Raw genomic sequence first — 16,529 nt, forward strand, 5'->3', positions numbered from 1 at the left:
CCCGTGCTGCCTCCAGCGTCGCACGGCGGGGAAGCGCGGGCGGACGGTGGCGCGGGCGCGGGCGCGGGCGGACGGTGGTGCGGGTGCGGGTGCGGGTGCGGGGGGTGCGGTGCGGTGCGAGGTGCGGGGATGCCGGAGGCGCGCACGGGGGCGCGAGACGCGTCAGGCGTTGCCTCCGGCACCGGCCCGCAGGGTGCTGAGGTCGGCCTTGAGCGTGTTCACCGGGATGGCGAAGCCGAGGCCCACGCTGCCCGCGTCGGCGCTGCTCGATCCGCTGCCCGAACTCGCCGCGTACATGGCCGAGTTGATGCCGATGACCTCGCCGTTCATATTGATGAGCGCGCCACCGGAGTTGCCGGGGTTGAGAGAGGCGTCGGTCTGGATCGCCTTGTACGTGGTGGTGGAGTCGCCGGTGTCCCCGTTGAACTGCCGGCCGCCGAACTCGAACGGCCACTGTCCGCCGCCCGGCCCGCTCCACCTCCGGTCCTGACCACCGCCGTTGTCGTCCTTGGGGACCGTGACGTCGCGGTCGAGGGCGGAGACGATGCCGCTGGTGACGGTGCCGGTGAGCCCCTCCGGGGAGCCGATCGCGACGACCTGGTCGCCCACGGCGAGCGCCGAGGAGTCGCCCAGCGCGGCCGTCTTCAGACCGCTCGCGCCCTGGAGCCTGATGAGCGCGAGGTCCTTGGCGGCGTCGGTGCCGACGACCTTCGCGGAGTACGTGCGGCCGGTGCTGAGCGTCACCTTGATCGACGAGGCGCCGGAGATGACGTGGTTGTTGGTCACGACCTCGCCGTCGGAGGTGATGACCACCCCGGAGCCGGTGGATTCGCCCGCGTTCGAGGACGCGTTGATCTCGACGATCGTCGGTGAGACGGCCTTGGCGACCCCGGCGACGGTGCCCCTGCTGCTCTGCGAGACGGTGGTGCCCGCCACGACGCCTCCGCCCCCGGCGACCGTCGCGCCGTCGCGGGTCAGCTGGCCGATCACGGTGGCGGTGCCGCCGCCCACGACCGCCGCCGTGATCGCCACGGCCGCCAGGAGGGCCACCGGCCGCTTGGCCCGGCGCCCGGACGCGGCCGGTTCGGCGGCGAGGGAAGCGGCGGGCGGAGTCGGGAGGTGGGACGGCGGTGGCGGGTACGACGCGTCACCGTTGCCGTACGAGGGGTACGTCGGGTACTCGCCGCTCGGGCGCTGGCTCTTTGTCATGTCCCAAAGCGTCTGCGGCGAAGATGAGAGCAGCCTGAGCGCGTCCTGAGAAGCCGGGCAGAACCTCGTATGCCCGAAATAAGGAAGGCCGGACGAGAAGAGGACGGCCGCACGAGAGGGGCTGGGCGGGGGAGCCCGGTCGGGGAGAAGGGCTGGACGTGGAGGCCCGGTGCCCTGCGGGATGGGACAGAGAGCGATCACGGCGAGCGGGTCGCGTCGGGTGAGCGGGTCGAGTCGGACGGGCGGGCCGCGCCGGATGAGTGGGCTGAGTCGGACGGGCGGGCCGAGTAGACGGCGGACGGCGTTGCCTGTCGCCGCTCGGACCGTCATTCCCCGGCGCTGGGCTCCCCGCAGCCGCACGAACGCCGGATCACCAGCGCCGAGGGGAACTGCTTCAGCCGTTCCCGGCGCGACCCCGACACCCGCAACGAATCGTCGAGTACCAGGTCCACCGCGGCCTGCGCCATCGCCGGGCGGTCCGAGTGGACCGTCGTCAGCGGCGGGTCGGTCAGTCCGGCTTCCTTCACGTCGTCGAAGCCCGCCACCGCGAGCTCTCCGGGCACGTCGATCCGCAGCTCGCGTGCGGCCCGCAGCACACCGATGGCCTGGTCGTCCGTCGAGCAGAAGATCGCGGGCGGCCGGTCCGGTCCGGCGAGCAGCTTCAGCGCCACCTGATAGGCGTCGTAGCGGTTGTACGGGGCCTGGAAGAGCCGGCCCTCCGTCGAGCGCCCGGACTCCTGCATCGCGCGGCGCCAGCCCTCGATGTGGTCCGCGACCGGGTCGCCGACCACTGGGGTCGACTCCACGCCGCCGAAGCACGCCACGTACTCGTTGCCGTGCTCCAGCAGGTGCCGGGTGGCGAGCTGGGCACCCCCGATGTCGTCCGTGACGACCGCGACGTCCTCGATCGCCTCCGGGCGCTCGTGCAGCAGCACCACCCGCGCGTCCCAAGCCTCGATCTCGGCCGCCGCCCGCTCGCTGGGGCCCTGGCTGACCAGGATCAGGCCCGAGACCCGCATGCCGAGGAACGCCCGCAGATAATGGACCTCGCGTTCGTCGCGGTAATCGGAATTGCCGACGAGCACCATTTTCCCGCGCTCGGCGGCGGCCTGTTCGACCGCGTGCGCCATTTCCGCGAAGAACGGCTGCCGGGCGTCCGGCACGATCATTCCTATGAGATCGGTCCGCCGCGAGGCCATCGCCTGGGCAACCCGGTCGGGCCGGTAGCCCAGTTCCTTGATCGCGGCGAGCACTCGCTCGCGCGTGGCCGGGGCGACCGGCCTCGGTCCGTTATTGATGACATAGCTGACAACCGCGGTCGACGTACCCGCCAGTCTCGCCACATCGTCCCGAGTCACCTTGGCCACGCGCGGCAGTCTACGCGGATCGACCGTACGGCAGGCAGGCCGTACCACTGTTCATTCCGTAAATCCGGCCGCCGCGGGCTGCTCCGAGCGCCCGCCGCGCCCGGCCGCGGCACCTGCTGCGGCCCGCCCCGGCCCCCTCCGCGGCCTGCGTCCCGGCTTCCTCGGCGGCGCGGTCCGCCTTCTCACGACCCGTCCCGCCCGCAGTGGCCAGCTCCGCAGTGGCCAGCTCCGCAGTGGTCAGCTCCGCAGTGGTCAGCTTCGCAGTGGTCAGCTCCGCAGCGGTCAGCTCCGCAGCGGCCCTCCCCCAGTGGCCTTCCCCGCGGCGGCCTTCTCACGGTCCGCCTTCTCACGGTCCGCCTTCTCGGGAACGACGAAGCGGTAGCCGACGTTGCGGACGGTGCCGATCAGCGACTCGTGCTCGGGGCCCAGCTTGGCGCGCAGCCGCCGTACGTGGACGTCGACCGTGCGGGTGCCCCCGAAATAGTCGTAGCCCCAGACCTCCTGGAGGAGCTGGGCGCGGGTGAACACCCGGCCGGGGTGCTGGGCCAGGTATTTGAGCAGTTCGAATTCCTTGAAGGTCAGGTCGAGGACCCGGCCCTTCAGCTTCGCGCTGTATGTCGCCTCGTCGACGGACAGGTCGCCGTTGCGGATCTCCGTCGGGGAGTCGTCGGCGACCAGCTGCCTGCGGCCGGTGGCCAGCCGCAGCCGGGCCTCGACCTCGGCCGGTCCGGCCGTGTCCAGCAACACGTCGTCGATGCCCCAGTCGGCGGTGACGGCGGCGAGGCCGCCCTCCGTCACGACGAGGACCAGCGGACAGCCCGGCCCCGTGGACCGCAGCAACTGGCACAGCGACCGCACCTGCGGCAGCTCGCGCCGGCCGTCGACCAGGATGACGTCGGCACCGGGGGTGTCGACGAGCGCGGGCCCCTCGGCGGGCGCCACCCGCACGTTGTGCAACAGGAGACCGAGGGCGGGAAGCACCTCTGCCGATGGTTGGAGCGCGTTCGTCAGGAGCAGGAGTGAACTCATCGCCGTCCACCTGCCCGAGCCGTCGGTCGATGATGGTGCGCGGTTCGCTCGCCCATTACGTCGGTCCTCCTCGTTCCCTGCGAGAGGGGCACTCCCGGAACGGGCCCGGGGGAGTATGCGGCACTTCTTCGTTCGTCTTCGCACGGCCCTTTGCGCGGGTGCACGGTTACGTGGTGCGGCCCCGCGCTCCCGAGCCGCTGAGCTTCTGGAAACGTCGCCGTGACAACGCCTGGAAAGCGCAAAAGGACCCGGGGGCTTCTCTGCCCGGATCCTCTTCCCAGCAGAATAGCCCACATGAGTTCTGCGCCCGAGGGACGAATTCGGAGTTCCGCTGTTCCCTTGCTCACGTCCGGTGGTCCGTTCGGTGGTGCGGACGGTCGCTCGCACACCACGCCGCCGCTCTCTTCGAGGGCCTCTCTGCTGACCGATGACGGCGTCCGTATCGAGGCGCTGTACGAGCCGTGCGCGGCGGGGGGCGGGGCCGTCGCCGGATCGTCCTTCGACGGTACTGCGCCCGGCGGCGTCACGGGCGGTGACGTGTGCGCTGTCACGCTCGGCGGCGTCGGCACCGCCACGGACGGTCGCGCCACCATCGCGCACGGCGAGGTCAGGGACGGCGAGGCTCCGCATGGCGAGGCCGCGGCAGGAATCGTCACGGCCGGGGGCGCCGAGGGCGGCGGTACGGGTGGTGACGGTGTCACGCGTGGTGATGGTGTCGGGGACGGTACGGCGATCGTGATCGCCCACGGCTTCACCGGTGCGCTGGACCGGCCCGCGGTGCGGCGTGCCGCGCGGGTGCTGGGGCGGCGTGCCGCCGTGGTCACGTTCTCGTTCCGGGGACACGGCGGGTCCGGCGGCCGGTCCACGGTGGGGGACCGGGAGGTGCTGGACCTGGCGGCCGCGGTGCGGTGGGCCCGGGCGCTGGGGCACCGGCGGGTCGTGACCGTCGGGTTCTCGATGGGCGGGTCGGTGGTGCTGCGGCACGGGGCGCTGTACGCGGCCGGTGCGGCGGTTCCCTCGGACCCGTGGGCCCGAGCGGAGGTTCCGGCGGATCCGGCGGCCCGCGCGGACGCGGTGGTGGCGGTGAGCGCCCCCGCCCGCTGGCACTACCGGGGCACCGCCCCGATGCGCCGCCTGCACTGGCTGGTCACCCGGCCCACCGGCCGACTGGTCGGCCGCTACGGCTTCCGTACCCGCATCGGCCGGGACGACTGGGATCCGGTACCGCTCCCGCCGGTCGCCGCGGCTGCCATGATCGCCCCTGCCCCGCTCCTGATCGTGCACGGCGACCAGGACCCGTACTTTCCGCTGGACCACCCCCGGATGCTGGCCGAGGCGGCGGGGGACGGCACCGAGTTGTGGCTGGAGCCCGGTATGGGGCACGCGGAGAACGCCGCGGACGAGGGCCTGCTTACCCGGATAGGTGACTGGGCGGCGGCGTGCCCGATGATGGGCAGCTGACGCGATACGAGAGGAGCCGCCGTCATGCCAGCGGGAACGATCCGCTACTGGGCCGCCGCCAAGGCCGCCGCCGGGACCGCGGAGGAGCCGTACACGGCCGAGACCCTGGCCGAGGCCCTCGACGCGGTGCGCGAGCGGCACTCCGGCGAGCTCACCCGAGTGCTGCAAAGGTGCTCGTTCCTCGTCGACGGCGAACCCGTGGGCGGCCGGAGTCATGAGACCGTACGCCTTGCCGAGGGCGGCACGGTCGAGGTGCTCCCGCCGTTCGCAGGAGGGTGAAACCCCAGCACATGAACAGCAACGATCAGCAGCACCCGTACGGCCCGGCCCCGGCCTCGGGCCCGGCCCCGGCCCCGGCCTCGGGCCAGGGCCACAGACACGGACCCGGGCATGAGTACGGGTACGACGCTCCGTCGAACAGCCCGGAGCAGCAGTGGCCCGCCCAGCCGTACGGGCAGCAGCCGCAGCAGTCCTCGTACCCCTCGGCGCCCCAGGGGACGTACGCCCCCTACGGCGACGGAAGCCCCGGCGCACAACCGCACACGCCCCAGGCTCACATGCCCCAAGCTCATGCATCCCAGGCTCATGCGCCACAGGGCCACACGCCCCAGGCATACGCGCAGCAGTCCCACGGCGGTCGGCCGTACGCGGACCAGCCGTACGCGGACCAGTCCTATACGAACCAGCAGCCGCACCAGCCGTACCAGGGGCATGGGAACGGGAACGAGGCGTACGGCGGCCAGTCGTACGGCGGCCATCCGCACGGGAACCAGCCCCACGCGGGTGAGCCGTACCCCTCCCAGCCGTACCCGTCCCAGCCGTACGGTTCGTCCTCGTGGCCGACCGGGGCCGGACAGGAGCCCGCCGGACCCACCGGGGCCGCATCGGCCGGCGCACAAGGCACGCATGGCGTACAGGGCCCAGGCAGCCCGCAGGACCTCGGGGTCACCCAGACCTGGGAGGGCCAGACCTGGGACACCCAGTACCAGCCGACCGTCCGCCGTAACGAGACCTCCGGGCCGGACGCGCCGGTTCAGGAGCCCGCTCCGGCCGCCGCCGAGACCGCGTACTTCCCCCGGCACCCGCAGCCCCACACCTGGGGCGCCACCGGCTCCCAGCCGCTGCCCCCCGAGGTCTCCGCCCCCGCGCCCGCATCCGTCGCCGGGGCACCGGCCACCGACGGAGTACCGGCCACCGACGGAGTACCGGCCGCCGACGGGTCCCCGTCCACCACGTCCGGGCTCGACACCTCCGGGTACAGCGCACCCACCACCGTGGGCAACAGCCGCGTCACCGACGCCCAGCGCGCCCGTGCCGAGGGCCGCTCGCCGATCATCGTGCCGGGCATCCAGCCTGCGGGGATCACCGCGGCGCTCGGGCTGCTGCTCGCTCTCGGCGCCGCGGTCGGGTCGTACGCCCTGCTCGTGCCGCTGGTGCTGCTTCAGGCTCTGACCGCGGCCGGATGGTTCCGGCTGAACGGCATGTGGCCCGCGCGGCAGGGCATCATGCTCGCGTTCGCGGGCGGGATCGTCGCCGATGCCGCGATGCTCGCCGCGGGCCGTCAGAACGCCCCGGCCGCCATGCTCGGCACCCTCGGTGTCTGGGTGCTGCTCACCGTGGTCCTCCAGTTGCGCAGCCACGCGGGTGCCGACGAGCGGCTGTACGGACTGATGGCCACCGCTGCCTCGGCCGCCCTGACGGTCCTGGCGGCGGGGCACCTCGCAGCGGTCCCGGACGCGGTGACGGCCGGCGCGGTGGCGGTCGCGGCTGCCGTGTTCGTCCGCACGCTTCCGCTGACCGGTCCGGCTTCGATCGTGGCGGCCCTGCTCGCGGCTGCGGGCGCGGGTGCGGCGGCCGGGGCGTTCACCGGCCTGGCCTCGCACGGGGCGCTGGTCGGCCTGGCGGCGGGCGGGTGCGCGCTGATCGGGCTGCAGGCGGCGAGCTACGACTACCCGTCGCGGTTCGTCCACATGACGGCCGGTGTGGCGCTGCCGCTCACCGCCGCGGCCCCCGCCGTCTATCTGGTCGGCCGGGTGCTCGCGTAGCACGGACCGGTCGGCCGTCCGGGGCCTGTCGGCCCCCGGCCGGGCGCGGCCCGGATCCGAGGGGGCCTCGGATCCCAGGGCCCAGGATTCGGGAGACTGGGATCCGGAGCGCACCCCTCTCGGGAACCGAAGGAGGTGCCCGCTCGTCGATCATTCGGGACGGCCGGTGTGCAGGGGGAGCACGGGCGCCGTCGACGGCACCTGTGCCGTCGATACGGACGCAGGGGGGAAAGAGCAGTCATGCGGGCACTGCGGGCATTGCTTCTCATCGTGGTGGTTCTCGGCGGAATCTTCGTCGTCGCCGACCGGGCGCTGGTGTACTTCGCCGAGTCGGCGGCCGCGGACCGGGCCCGGATACCCGGAGCGACGGTCGACTCCACGGACGTCTCCATCAAGGGATTCCCGTTCCTGACCCAGGTCGCCGCCTCGCAGCTCGACGAGGTCGAGGTGCGGATCAACGGCATCGAGACCGACAGCGAGGGGCGCAGGATGCGGATCAGCAGCCTGGACGCCACGCTGCGCGACGTGCGGCTGACCAACGGCTTCTCCGGTGTCACCGCGGCCGATGCCGACGGCAAGGTCGTCATCTCCTACGAGGACCTGACCAGCACCGCCGGTGACGGGGTCTCCGTCGAGTACGGAGGCGACGGCAAGCTGAAGGTCACCGGCACCGTCGACATACTCGGCCGCCCCCTCTCGCGCAGCGTGCTGTCCACCGTCACCCTCGTCGACGGCCAGACCATCAAGGTGCGTGCGGACAAGGTGCCGGGTGAGGGCATTCCCGGACTGGAGGGCCTGGTGCGCCGGCAGAGCGACTTCGAGCGGCAGGTCGGCGGCCTGCCCAGCGGCATGGAGTTCCGGAAGATCCAGGCGACCGACAAGGGCGTGGAGGTCACGGTGTCGGGCACGAACGTACGACTCGCCGGATAAGCCCCCGGCGGGGCCCGGTTGCGGGTCCTGCCACTGGTTCCGGTCATGTGGCCCAGTCATGTGGCCCGGTCACGGGGTTCGGCCGCGGGGTTCGGCCGTGTGGCCCGGCCCGTTGCTTCCGGTCGCGGTTTCCCGCTCCCGGTTTCTGCCGCGGGGGCCTGCTGTGACACCACATGCCACATGCTGAGACGGTCGCGTCCGCTCCTCAGATAAGTGGCGGATCCCGATCGCCCGTCAGTGAGCCGGAGCACTCCCGGACCTGTCTCGTATTCCGTATAACGGACGGTTGTGTCTCATCATGCGACACGACGGTGACACGGCCGTCCGCACGTCCCTACGATCGGTCCCATGCAGTGCGCTATTGGCGGTCTCCCTCAGTGGGGACGGGCGGATCTCACGAAGCGGCGGGCAGTGGACCTGTGTCGCATCGCCGCCATGCTCTGTCGCGCTGTCTGAGCGGAAGCCTTCGGCTGCCCGCGCGTCTTCCCCGGCCTTTCGTCCGGTTTCAGGGCCTAGGCCCCCACCCCGCTTCGTCTTCGCACGTGCGCCGCATGCGGCGCCGCCGCGTACACCCGCATCACGCACCGTCTCGCACCATCTCGCCGCAGACTGCCCCGGAGGAGAAAACTAATGAGCCGCAGCGACGTCCTGGTAGACGCCGACTGGGTCGAGGCCCACCTCGACGACCCCAAGGTCGCTCTCGTCGAGGTCGACGAGGACACCTCGGCGTACGAGAAGAACCACATCAAGAACGCGATCCGGATCGACTGGACGAAGGACCTCCAGGACCCGGTGCGCCGTGACTTCATCGACCAGGCCGGCTTCGAGAAGCTGCTGTCCGAGAAGGGCATCGCCAACGACACCACCGTCGTCCTGTACGGCGGCAACAACAACTGGTTCGCGTCCTACGCGTACTGGTACTTCAAGCTCTACGGCCACGAGGACGTCCGCCTGCTCGACGGCGGCCGCAAGAAGTGGGAGCTGGACTCCCGCGACCTCGTCGACGGCGACCAGGTCCCGTCCCGTCCGGCCACCGAGTACAAGGCCAAGCCGCAGGACCAGTCGATCCGCGCCTACCGCGACGACGTCGTCGAGGCGATCGGCGGCCCGAACCTGGTCGACGTGCGTTCGCCCGACGAGTTCAGCGGCAAGCTGCTCGCCCCCGCGCACCTGCCGCAGGAGCAGTCGCAGCGCCCCGGCCACGTGCCGACGGCCCGCAACATCCCGTGGTCGAAGAACGCCAACGACGACGGCACGTTCAAGTCGGACGAGGAGCTGAAGGCCCTCTACGAGGCCGAGCAGGTGGACCTGTCGAAGGACACCATCGCCTACTGCCGCATCGGCGAGCGTTCCGCGCTCACCTGGTTCGTGCTGCACGAGCTGCTCGGCCAGGAGAACGTGAAGAACTACGACGGTTCGTGGACCGAGTACGGCTCCCTGGTGGGCGTGCCGATCGAACTCGGCGCCGCCAAGTAACCCGGCACCACCCGGATCAGCACGACACCGACCCAGAAGGACAAGGACACCATGTGTGGAGCACAGGCAGGCGGCCCCGACGCCTCGACCATCAAGCCCGGTGAGACGACCATCCAGGGCAGCGTGACGCGCGACGGCGAGCCCGTCGTGGGCTACGTGCGCCTGCTGGACTCGACCGGCGAGTTCACCGCGGAGGTTCCGACCTCGGCGACCGGGCAGTTCCGTTTCTACGCGGCCGAGGGCACGTGGACGCTGCGCGCCCTGGTGCCGGGCGGCAGCGCCGACCGCACGGTCGTGGCGCGGACGGGGGGCCTCTCCGAGGTCGCCATCGCCGTCTGAGGCCGCCGAGGGCCGTACCCGCGGCCGGTTCGTGCGCGTGCCAGGCGCGTACGCGGCTGTCTCGTACGCAACCAGGCGTGGCCGAACGGGCCGCGCCAGACCGGCCGGAGGGCCGTACCCCAGGGGTTGGACGCTTCTGGCACGGGTACGGCCCTCCGTGCCGTTCGTAGTGCCGTTCGTGCGGCTGGGGAGCGCGTACGTGCCTTGCGTACGGCGGGCCCGGCTCCCGTGCGACTCCCGTAGGGCGGGAACGCGCCCGTCCGCGGGGCGGAAAACCGTCCTACGCTGGAAGCATGTACGCGCGACGCCGTCGCGGCTACTTCCTGATGATGGGCGGCTGCATCGTCCTCTTCGTCTCGGCCTGGGCCTTTGTGAGGCTGTGGTCGATGCCCGCCGCGATAGTGATGTGCCTCGTGGCGATGGTCATCCCGCCCGTCGCGGCCATGATCGCCAATCGGCGCGGGCCGGAGGACCGCTGGTGGGACGACCCCTCCGGCGATCCGCAGTCCGATGAGTGGTGGGACGAACTCGACGGCAAGAAGCGTCATTGACCGCCGGGGGCACATCTCGCCCATGCCACGCTTGTCTGTGGGCGAGATGTGCCCCCGGTGACGTGTGTGCGCGTGGGGCGGCCGGGGGCGTCGGATGTGCCAGAGGCGTCGGTGTCAGTAGACGAGGGCCTGGACGTCGTCGGCCATGATCTCGCTGACGAAGACCTGGGCGCCCGCGATCCGTACACCTTCCAGGACATCCTGCTCGGTGATGTCGCGGCGGGCCGCGCACTGTGTGCACAGCGTGATCCGTCCGCCCGTCAGGATCGACTCGATCAGGTCCGGCAGCGGCGCCGCGTGCGGCAGCTCGAACTCGGCGGCGCGTCCCGGCAGGGCGAACCACGAGGACTCCCCGGTCAGCCAGAGCGAAACCTCGACCCCGCTGGCGGCGGCGACCGCAGCCACCGTGAACGCCTGCGAGCAGCGCTCGGCCGCATCGGCACCAGCAGTCACCTTGATCACGAGCTTCTTCGACATGAGTCGAACTGTAATCGCCGGCCGGCCTCGCGCCCGGGTCCCGCACCCCGAGTCCCCGTACCCGAACCGACGTGCCGGGCCTCAACCCATTAGGCTGGAGCCCGGCGCCCTACCGCTGCCGCACCGCCCGTCCCAAGGAGTTCCCGTGCTTGAGGCATTCTTCACCGCCCTGCTGGTCCTGGTCTGCGTCGGCGTCCTCGCCTTCGCGGGCGTGACCGTGAAGAAGCTCTACCAGGGCCAGCGCTGACCGCTGCGGCTCACCGCCTCGTTCCCTCCGTCCTTCTTCGGCGCGGGTACCGTCCGTCGGACGGACGTGGCCTTCGCACCCCTGTGCGCCACGTCCGCGGTCCATCGCCCTCGCCCCCCTCACAGATCGTCTGAGCCACTCATGATCGAGATCCCGTCCGACCTCCATCCGGACCTCGTCCCGCTGGCCTTCCTCCTCGGCAACTGGGCGGGCGCGGGTGTCTCCGACTTCCCCGGCGCCGAGAACTGCAACTTCGGCCAGGAGGTCTCCTTCAGCCACGACGGCCGGGACTTCCTGGAGTACGTCTCGCACACCTGGGTGCTCGACGCCAAGGGCAACAAGGTCAGGCCGCTGGAGTCAGAGACCGGCTACTGGCGCATCGACAAGGACCGCAAGGTCGAGGTCGTCATGGTGCGTGACCAGGGCGTCGTCGAGGTCTGGTACGGCGAGCTGGCCGCCCAGAAGCCGCAGATCGACCTGGTCACCGACGCGGTGGCGCGGACCGCTTCCTCCGGCCCGTACAGCGGCGGCAAGCGGCTCTACGGTTACGTGAAGAGCGACCTGATGTGGGTCGGCGAGAAGGCCACTCCCGAGGTGGAGCTGCGCCCGTACATGTCGGCTCACCTGAAGAAGGTCGTCACCCCCGAAGAGGTCGAGGCGATGGCGAAGAGCCTCGGCGACCTGCCGGACGACGGTATCGCCTTCTTCAAGTAGCCCGACGTCAACAAGTCCGCTTTCAAGGGGTCCGCCTTCACGAAGCCAGACTTCAAGTAGTCCGACTTCGAGTAGGTCGGACTTGAATCCGACTTCAGGCAGCCCTGCGCGGGAGCCCCTTCGTGCAGGCGTGGTTCACGAAACCCGTGCATCAGGTGGTCCGTGGAGCTCCGCGCCCGGTTCGTCCAGGTGGTGTGCCCGCGTCTCCCGCCGCCCGGCCCCTTGGTCTTCGGCCGTGGGCGGTGGCGCGCTCGGACCTACACTGAGCGTGTGGTGAGCACCGACTGGAAGACCGATCTCCGGAAGCGCGGCTACCGGCTGACGCCGCAGCGGCAGCTTGTCCTGGAAGCCGTCGACACACTCGAACACGCGACTCCCGACGACATCCTCTGCGAGGTGCGCAAGACGGCGTCCGGGGTGAACATCTCCACCGTCTACCGGACGCTCGAACTCCTTGAGGAACTGGGCCTGGTCAGCCACGCGCATCTGGGGCACGGGGCGCCGACGTACCACCTGGCCGACCGCCACCACCACATTCATCTGGTCTGCCGCGACTGCACGAACGTCATCGAGGCAGACGTCGAGGTGGTCGCCGAGTTCACCGCGAAACTCCAGGGCGCCTTCGGTTTCGAGACCGACATGAAGCACTTCGCGATCTTCGGCCGGTGCGCCGACTGCACGGCGAGGGCGGTGTCCGAAGGCGCGGCTCCGCAGACGGCGCCGAAGGGGGGGCCGGCCGGCCGCGAGGTCTGAGCGGGCCCCGGTCGGCCGATGTCGCAGCTCCGGTGCGCGTGCCGACGGCGCTGCCGCCGTTCACCGATGCTCCCCCCGGGTACTGGTCCTCCGCCCGCGACCGTGCTGTCCCCAGGGGGCTGGCTATCCGCCCCGCGACCGTGCTGTCCCCAGGGGGCCGGCCCTTCGCCCCGCGACGTAGGCGCCGCAGCCCGCTTTCGCACCCGTGCCGCCCACCGTCGGGCCCTTCGCATGGCGTCGTACGCTGGTCGCATGAAGAGCCCCCTGCTGTCCCTGCCCGGCGCCGTACCCGCCGAAGGCCGCGACGAAGGCGTCGCCGCGCACTACGGCGACCTGTTCCGCGAGCAGCGCGCGCTCGCCGACGGCTCCGGCCTCGTCGACCTCTCGCACCGTGCCGTCGTCACCGTCAGCGGCAGCGACCGACTGGCCTGGCTGCACCTGCTGCTCACCCAGCACGTCAGCGAACTCGCGCCGGGGCAGGCCACGGACGCTCTGATCCTCACCGCGCACGGGCACGTCGAGCACGCCCTCTACCTCGTCGACGACGGCGAGATGGTGTGGATGCACGCCGAGCCGGGCACGCAGGAGGAACTCGTCGCCTACCTGGAGTCCATGAAGTTCTTCTACCGGGTCGAAGTCGCCGACCGTACCGGGGACTTCGCCGTGGTGCACCTGCCCGCCGGCTCCATCGCCGAGGCCCCGGACGGCGTGGTGGTACGGGAGACGTCGTACGGCCGGGACCTGTTCCTGCCCCGCGCCGACCTGGAGGCGTACGCGGCCGAGCACGGCCCGCTCGCCGGGATCCTGGCGTACGAGGCGCTGCGCGTCGAGGGGCACCGCCCGCGTCTCGGCTTCGAGACCGATCACCGGACCATTCCGCACGAGGTGGGCTGGATCGGCACCGCCGTCCACCTCCAGAAGGGCTGCTACCGGGGGCAGGAGACCGTGGCCCGGGTGCAGAACCTGGGCAGGCCGCCGCGTCGGCTGGTCTTCCTGCACCTCGACGGCAGCGAGGTGGCCCTGCCCGGACACGGCACCCCCGTACGGCTCGCCGCGGACGGCCCCGAGGGCCGGCAGCTGGGCTTCATCACGACGTCCGCCCGCCACCACGAGCTGGGGCCGATCGCGCTCGCCCTGGTCAAGCGGAACGTCGCGGTGGACGCGGAACTGCTCGCCGGGGACACGGCCGCCGCGCAGGAAGTCATCGTGGAGCCGTAAGGCCCGGTGCTCCATCGCAGAGCCGTAGGGTCCGGTGCTCCGCCGCGGAGGCGTGGGGCCCGGCCTGCGACCGGGGGCGAGGGCTCGGAGTTTCACCCGGAAGGCGTAGGGCGCGGGCCTCGGTGTTCGTGGCGGCCTCCGGCGGTACGGCGCGGGCCCCGACGGTCGCGGAGAGCGGGCCGGCCCGGACCGGACCGCGGCGGTCGAGGGGGCTCCGCTCAGACTTCGACGAGCACGGTGAACGGTCCGTGGTTCGTGAGCGAGACCCGCATCTCGGCCCCGAACCGGCCGGTCTCCACCCGCGCCCCCAGCGCCCGCAGCTGCGCCACCACCTCCTCGACCAGCGGCTCGGCCACCTCGCCGGGCGCGGCGGCGCTCCAGGTGGGCCGGCGCCCCTTCCTGGCGTCCCCGTAGAGGGTGAACTGCGAAATCACCAAAAGTGGTGCATTCACATCCGAGCAGGACTTCTCGCCCTCTAGAATCCGGACCGACCAGAGCTTGCGGGCGAGCTGGGCCGCTTTCTCCGGGGTGTCGTCGTGGGTGACTCCCACCAGCACACACAGCCCCTCGCCGACGATCTCGCCGACCACCTCGGGCCCGCCCGGCGCGCCCGAGCCGTCGGCCACCGTCACCTTCGCGCCGTCCACCCGCTGTATCACTGCACGCATACGGACCAACCTAACTTGGCCAAACCCGGCCTTGGGCTGAATGGGTACAGAGCACCCACTCAGGGCCACTTGAGTGGCACCATGCTCGCAAGGCGGTGTGCCGACGCACCGGTCGAGGGGATGGACACAAGCATGAGCACCTATGGAACCGGGCGGTCCCCCGGCGCAGTGCCGGTCACGTGCGACGGCGAGAGCAACGGCGGCACCAGCACCATGCGCCCACCCGTACAGCGGACCGGCCAAGGTGGTGCGGACGGCACGTCCGCCGTTCCGCGGCCCGAGCTGGCCGGTCTGCGGCTGTCGGAACTGCGCACGCTGCGCCGCGACTCGCAGCGCGACGAGGCCGACCTCAGCTATGTGCGGCGACTGGTCCAGGGGCGGATCGACATCCTGCGGGCCGAGCTGGCCCGGCGGCTGGACCCGGAGGCGCCGGTGGTCGACCGGCTCTCGGAGATCCTCGCCGACACCCCGTCCCGGCACCGTTCCTCCGCCCGGCACGTCACGCTCACCACGCCCCGCAGCGACGAGTACCGGCAACTGGCGGCCGAGACGCTCGCCGAGGTCGAACTCTCCGACCTCGACGCCCGTACCGACGAGGAGCTGCACGCCGCGATGGGCCGCCTGATCCGCTATGAGCAGCAGGTCTCCCGCCGCCGCCACCAGCTGCAACGCACCGCCGACGATTGCGGGGCCGAGATCGCCCGCAGGTACCGTGACGGGGAAGCACAAGTAGACGACCTGCTCACCTGAAGCGATCCTTCCGGGGGCGGGTTCCGTACATCCCCCCGGAAGGCCACCATGATCCCCAGCGCCGCCTCCTCCGCCCCCGACGCCCCGTCCGGCATATCCCACGCCCACCCGGTCCTGGCCGAGGTCGTGCGGTCCGGTTTCGTGGAGGGCGGCCACCGCGGCTCACTGGTCGTACTGGCCGCCGACGGCAGCGTGGAACTCGCCCTGGGCGATCCGACGGCGCCCGTCTTCCCCCGTTCCGCCAACAAGCCGATGCAGGCCGCGGCCGTGCTGCGGGCCGGGCTCGACCTGTCCGGGGAGCGGCTGGCGCTGGCCGCCGCGAGCCACTCCGGCGAGGGCTTCCACCTGGACCTCGTCCGCACCATGCTCGCCGAGCACGGGCTGACCCCCGGTGACCTGCGGACCCCGCCCGACCTGCCGCTGGACCCGGCCGAGGCGGAGGCGTACCTCGCTGCGGGCAGCGTCCGCGAGCCGATCACCATGAACTGCTCGGGCAAGCACACGGCGATGCTCGCGGCGTGCGCGCTGAACGGCTGGGACCGGGCCTCCTACCTCGACCCGGCGCATCCGCTCCAGAGCCTCGTCAACGAGGGGATCGAGGAGGCGGCGGGCGAGCCGGTCGCCGCGGTCGGCACGGACGGGTGCGGGGCGCCGCTGTCGGCGATCAGTCTGCTCGGACTGGCCCGGGCGTTCCGTTCCTTCGTGCTCGCCGAGCCGGGCACGGCACAGCGCCGGGTCGCCGACGCGATGCGCGCCCACCCCGAGTACGTGGCCGGCACCCGTCGGCCCGACACCTGGTTGATGCGGGAGGTGCCGGGCACCCTCTCCAAGATGGGTGCGGAGGCGGTGCAGGCGGTGGCGCTGGCGGACGGCCGAGCGCTGGCCTTCAAGATCGACGACGGGGCGGGGCGGGCGCTCGGCCCGGTGCTGGCCCGTTCGCTGCGGCTGCTCGGCATCGATACCCCGGTGGTCGACCGCATCGGACACGCACCGCTGCTGGGCGGCGGCGAGGAGGTCGGCGAGATCCGCGCGGCGTTCTGAACGGAGGCCGGACGGCGGCTCGGGCCCCGGCGGCTGAGGTCCGGCGGCGCGGCGCCCCGGGGCCGTGCGGCGTATCGGATTCGTGCGGCGTCTTGGAGCCGCGCGGTGGTCTGGGGCTGTGTGGGGTTCTGGGGCCGTGAGGGGCTCGGGCCCGTGTGGTGGCCCGGAATCGCGGGCCGCTCCGAGGCCGTGCGGTGCGGCGTTCCGGGCGGAAAAACGAACGACGAACAGGGGGTCGGATGGCTAGCTTGAGG

At 71.8% G+C, this 16,529-nt stretch carries 17 protein-coding genes; 12 read left to right on the forward strand and 5 right to left on the reverse strand.

Annotated elements, in window-relative coordinates:
• Nucleotides 1-162: 162 nt before the first annotated feature.
• The 3 genes from ACIHCL_RS26585 to ACIHCL_RS26595 all read right to left on the reverse strand — a co-directional run bounded on the left by ACIHCL_RS26585 (nt 163) and on the right by ACIHCL_RS26595 (nt 3,605).
• Nucleotides 163-1,209 (reverse strand): S1C family serine protease, encoded by a 1,047-nt coding sequence (locus ACIHCL_RS26585; RefSeq protein ID WP_399865531.1) that lies wholly within the window; start codon nt 1,207-1,209, stop codon nt 163-165.
• A gap of 326 nt (nt 1,210-1,535) precedes the next feature.
• Nucleotides 1,536-2,576, reverse strand: coding sequence for a LacI family DNA-binding transcriptional regulator (locus ACIHCL_RS26590; protein WP_399865533.1), 1,041 nt, complete (start codon nt 2,574-2,576; stop codon nt 1,536-1,538).
• A gap of 282 nt (nt 2,577-2,858) precedes the next feature.
• A complete protein-coding gene (locus tag ACIHCL_RS26595) occupies nt 2,859-3,605 on the reverse strand; it encodes a winged-helix domain-containing protein (RefSeq protein ID WP_399865535.1) in 747 nt (248 codons plus the stop codon).
• A gap of 648 nt (nt 3,606-4,253) precedes the next feature.
• Here ACIHCL_RS26595 and ACIHCL_RS26600 point away from each other — a divergent pair.
• The 7 genes from ACIHCL_RS26600 to ACIHCL_RS26630 all read left to right on the forward strand — a co-directional run bounded on the left by ACIHCL_RS26600 (nt 4,254) and on the right by ACIHCL_RS26630 (nt 10,407).
• Nucleotides 4,254-5,066: an alpha/beta hydrolase family protein gene (locus ACIHCL_RS26600; protein WP_399865715.1), complete on the forward strand. Its 813-nt coding sequence runs from the start codon at nt 4,254-4,256 to the stop codon at nt 5,064-5,066.
• A 24-nt stretch (nt 5,067-5,090) separates the two neighbouring features.
• Nucleotides 5,091-5,345, forward strand: a complete 255-nt coding sequence (locus ACIHCL_RS26605; protein ID WP_399865538.1) for a MoaD/ThiS family protein — start codon at nt 5,091-5,093, stop codon at nt 5,343-5,345.
• A 278-nt stretch (nt 5,346-5,623) separates the two neighbouring features.
• On the forward strand, nt 5,624-7,111 hold the full coding sequence (locus ACIHCL_RS26610; RefSeq protein ID WP_399865717.1) for a hypothetical protein: 1,488 nt from the start codon (nt 5,624-5,626) through the stop codon (nt 7,109-7,111).
• Between the two features lie 240 nt (nt 7,112-7,351).
• Nucleotides 7,352-8,041, forward strand: coding sequence for a DUF2993 domain-containing protein (locus ACIHCL_RS26615; protein ID WP_399865540.1), 690 nt, complete (start codon nt 7,352-7,354; stop codon nt 8,039-8,041).
• A 630-nt stretch (nt 8,042-8,671) separates the two neighbouring features.
• The gene (locus ACIHCL_RS26620; RefSeq protein ID WP_399865542.1) at nt 8,672-9,517 is read left to right on the forward strand and encodes a sulfurtransferase; all 846 of its coding nucleotides are present in this window, start codon (nt 8,672-8,674) and stop codon (nt 9,515-9,517) included.
• Nucleotides 9,518-9,568: 51 nt separating this feature from the next.
• Complete coding sequence (locus ACIHCL_RS26625) at nt 9,569-9,856, forward strand: DUF1416 domain-containing protein (RefSeq protein WP_399865544.1); 288 nt, start codon at nt 9,569-9,571, stop codon at nt 9,854-9,856.
• Nucleotides 9,857-10,149: 293 nt separating this feature from the next.
• Nucleotides 10,150-10,407 carry a DUF3099 domain-containing protein gene (locus tag ACIHCL_RS26630; RefSeq protein ID WP_073789326.1) on the forward strand — a complete coding sequence of 86 codons (258 nt, stop codon included), beginning with the start codon at nt 10,150-10,152 and terminating at the stop codon, nt 10,405-10,407.
• Between the two features lie 114 nt (nt 10,408-10,521).
• On the opposite strand, the gene ACIHCL_RS26635 is transcribed toward ACIHCL_RS26630, so the two are convergent.
• Entirely contained in the window at nt 10,522-10,884 is a 363-nt protein-coding gene (locus ACIHCL_RS26635) for a DsrE family protein (RefSeq protein WP_399865547.1), read from the reverse strand.
• A 388-nt stretch (nt 10,885-11,272) separates the two neighbouring features.
• Here ACIHCL_RS26635 and ACIHCL_RS26640 point away from each other — a divergent pair, with 388 nt between their 5' ends.
• The 3 genes from ACIHCL_RS26640 (at nt 11,273) to ACIHCL_RS26650 (ending at nt 13,816) form a co-directional block, all read left to right on the forward strand.
• Complete coding sequence (locus ACIHCL_RS26640; protein ID WP_399865550.1) at nt 11,273-11,845, forward strand: FABP family protein; 573 nt, start codon at nt 11,273-11,275, stop codon at nt 11,843-11,845.
• 270 nt (nt 11,846-12,115) lie between these two features.
• The gene (locus ACIHCL_RS26645; protein WP_399865553.1) at nt 12,116-12,598 is read left to right on the forward strand and encodes a Fur family transcriptional regulator; all 483 of its coding nucleotides are present in this window, start codon (nt 12,116-12,118) and stop codon (nt 12,596-12,598) included.
• 252 nt (nt 12,599-12,850) lie between these two features.
• Complete coding sequence (locus ACIHCL_RS26650) at nt 12,851-13,816, forward strand: YgfZ/GcvT domain-containing protein (RefSeq protein ID WP_399865555.1); 966 nt, start codon at nt 12,851-12,853, stop codon at nt 13,814-13,816.
• A gap of 218 nt (nt 13,817-14,034) precedes the next feature.
• Here ACIHCL_RS26650 and dtd read toward each other — a convergent pair whose 3' ends face one another.
• Entirely contained in the window at nt 14,035-14,484 is a 450-nt protein-coding gene (dtd, locus tag ACIHCL_RS26655) for a D-aminoacyl-tRNA deacylase (protein WP_399865557.1), read from the reverse strand.
• 132 nt (nt 14,485-14,616) lie between these two features.
• Between dtd and ACIHCL_RS26660 the strand changes: the two genes are divergently transcribed.
• Together ACIHCL_RS26660 and ACIHCL_RS26665 are read left to right on the forward strand one after the other, a co-directional pair.
• Nucleotides 14,617-15,234: an ABC transporter substrate-binding protein gene (locus ACIHCL_RS26660; RefSeq protein ID WP_399865560.1), complete on the forward strand. Its 618-nt coding sequence runs from the start codon at nt 14,617-14,619 to the stop codon at nt 15,232-15,234.
• 48 nt (nt 15,235-15,282) lie between these two features.
• Nucleotides 15,283-16,275, forward strand: a complete 993-nt coding sequence (locus ACIHCL_RS26665; RefSeq protein ID WP_399865563.1) for an asparaginase — start codon at nt 15,283-15,285, stop codon at nt 16,273-16,275.
• The last annotated feature ends 254 nt before the right edge of the window (nt 16,276-16,529 follow it).

Source organism: Streptomyces sp. NPDC052042 (assembly GCF_044548345.1).
In the GTDB taxonomy this organism is placed as follows: domain Bacteria; phylum Actinomycetota; class Actinomycetes; order Streptomycetales; family Streptomycetaceae; genus Streptomyces.

What these genes read in the sequence shown, in the direction of transcription:
- ACIHCL_RS26585 (WP_399865531.1), bottom strand. Translation starts at nt 1,209, where the DNA reads ATGACAAAGAGCCAGCGCCCGAGCGGCGAGTACCCGACGTACCCCTCG.
- ACIHCL_RS26595 (WP_399865535.1), bottom strand. Translation starts at nt 3,605, where the DNA reads ATGAGTTCACTCCTGCTCCTGACGAACGCGCTCCAACCATCGGCAGAG.
- ACIHCL_RS26605 (WP_399865538.1), top strand. Translation starts at nt 5,091, where the DNA reads ATGCCAGCGGGAACGATCCGCTACTGGGCCGCCGCCAAGGCCGCCGCC.
- ACIHCL_RS26610 (WP_399865717.1), top strand. Translation starts at nt 5,624, where the DNA reads ATGCCCCAAGCTCATGCATCCCAGGCTCATGCGCCACAGGGCCACACG.
- ACIHCL_RS26615 (WP_399865540.1), top strand. Translation starts at nt 7,352, where the DNA reads ATGCGGGCACTGCGGGCATTGCTTCTCATCGTGGTGGTTCTCGGCGGA.
- ACIHCL_RS26620 (WP_399865542.1), top strand. Translation starts at nt 8,672, where the DNA reads ATGAGCCGCAGCGACGTCCTGGTAGACGCCGACTGGGTCGAGGCCCAC.
- ACIHCL_RS26625 (WP_399865544.1), top strand. Translation starts at nt 9,569, where the DNA reads ATGTGTGGAGCACAGGCAGGCGGCCCCGACGCCTCGACCATCAAGCCC.
- ACIHCL_RS26630 (WP_073789326.1), top strand. Translation starts at nt 10,150, where the DNA reads ATGTACGCGCGACGCCGTCGCGGCTACTTCCTGATGATGGGCGGCTGC.
- ACIHCL_RS26635 (WP_399865547.1), bottom strand. Translation starts at nt 10,884, where the DNA reads ATGTCGAAGAAGCTCGTGATCAAGGTGACTGCTGGTGCCGATGCGGCC.
- ACIHCL_RS26640 (WP_399865550.1), top strand. Translation starts at nt 11,273, where the DNA reads ATGATCGAGATCCCGTCCGACCTCCATCCGGACCTCGTCCCGCTGGCC.
- ACIHCL_RS26650 (WP_399865555.1), top strand. Translation starts at nt 12,851, where the DNA reads ATGAAGAGCCCCCTGCTGTCCCTGCCCGGCGCCGTACCCGCCGAAGGC.
- dtd (WP_399865557.1), bottom strand. Translation starts at nt 14,484, where the DNA reads ATGCGTGCAGTGATACAGCGGGTGGACGGCGCGAAGGTGACGGTGGCC.
- ACIHCL_RS26660 (WP_399865560.1), top strand. Translation starts at nt 14,617, where the DNA reads ATGAGCACCTATGGAACCGGGCGGTCCCCCGGCGCAGTGCCGGTCACG.
- ACIHCL_RS26665 (WP_399865563.1), top strand. Translation starts at nt 15,283, where the DNA reads ATGATCCCCAGCGCCGCCTCCTCCGCCCCCGACGCCCCGTCCGGCATA.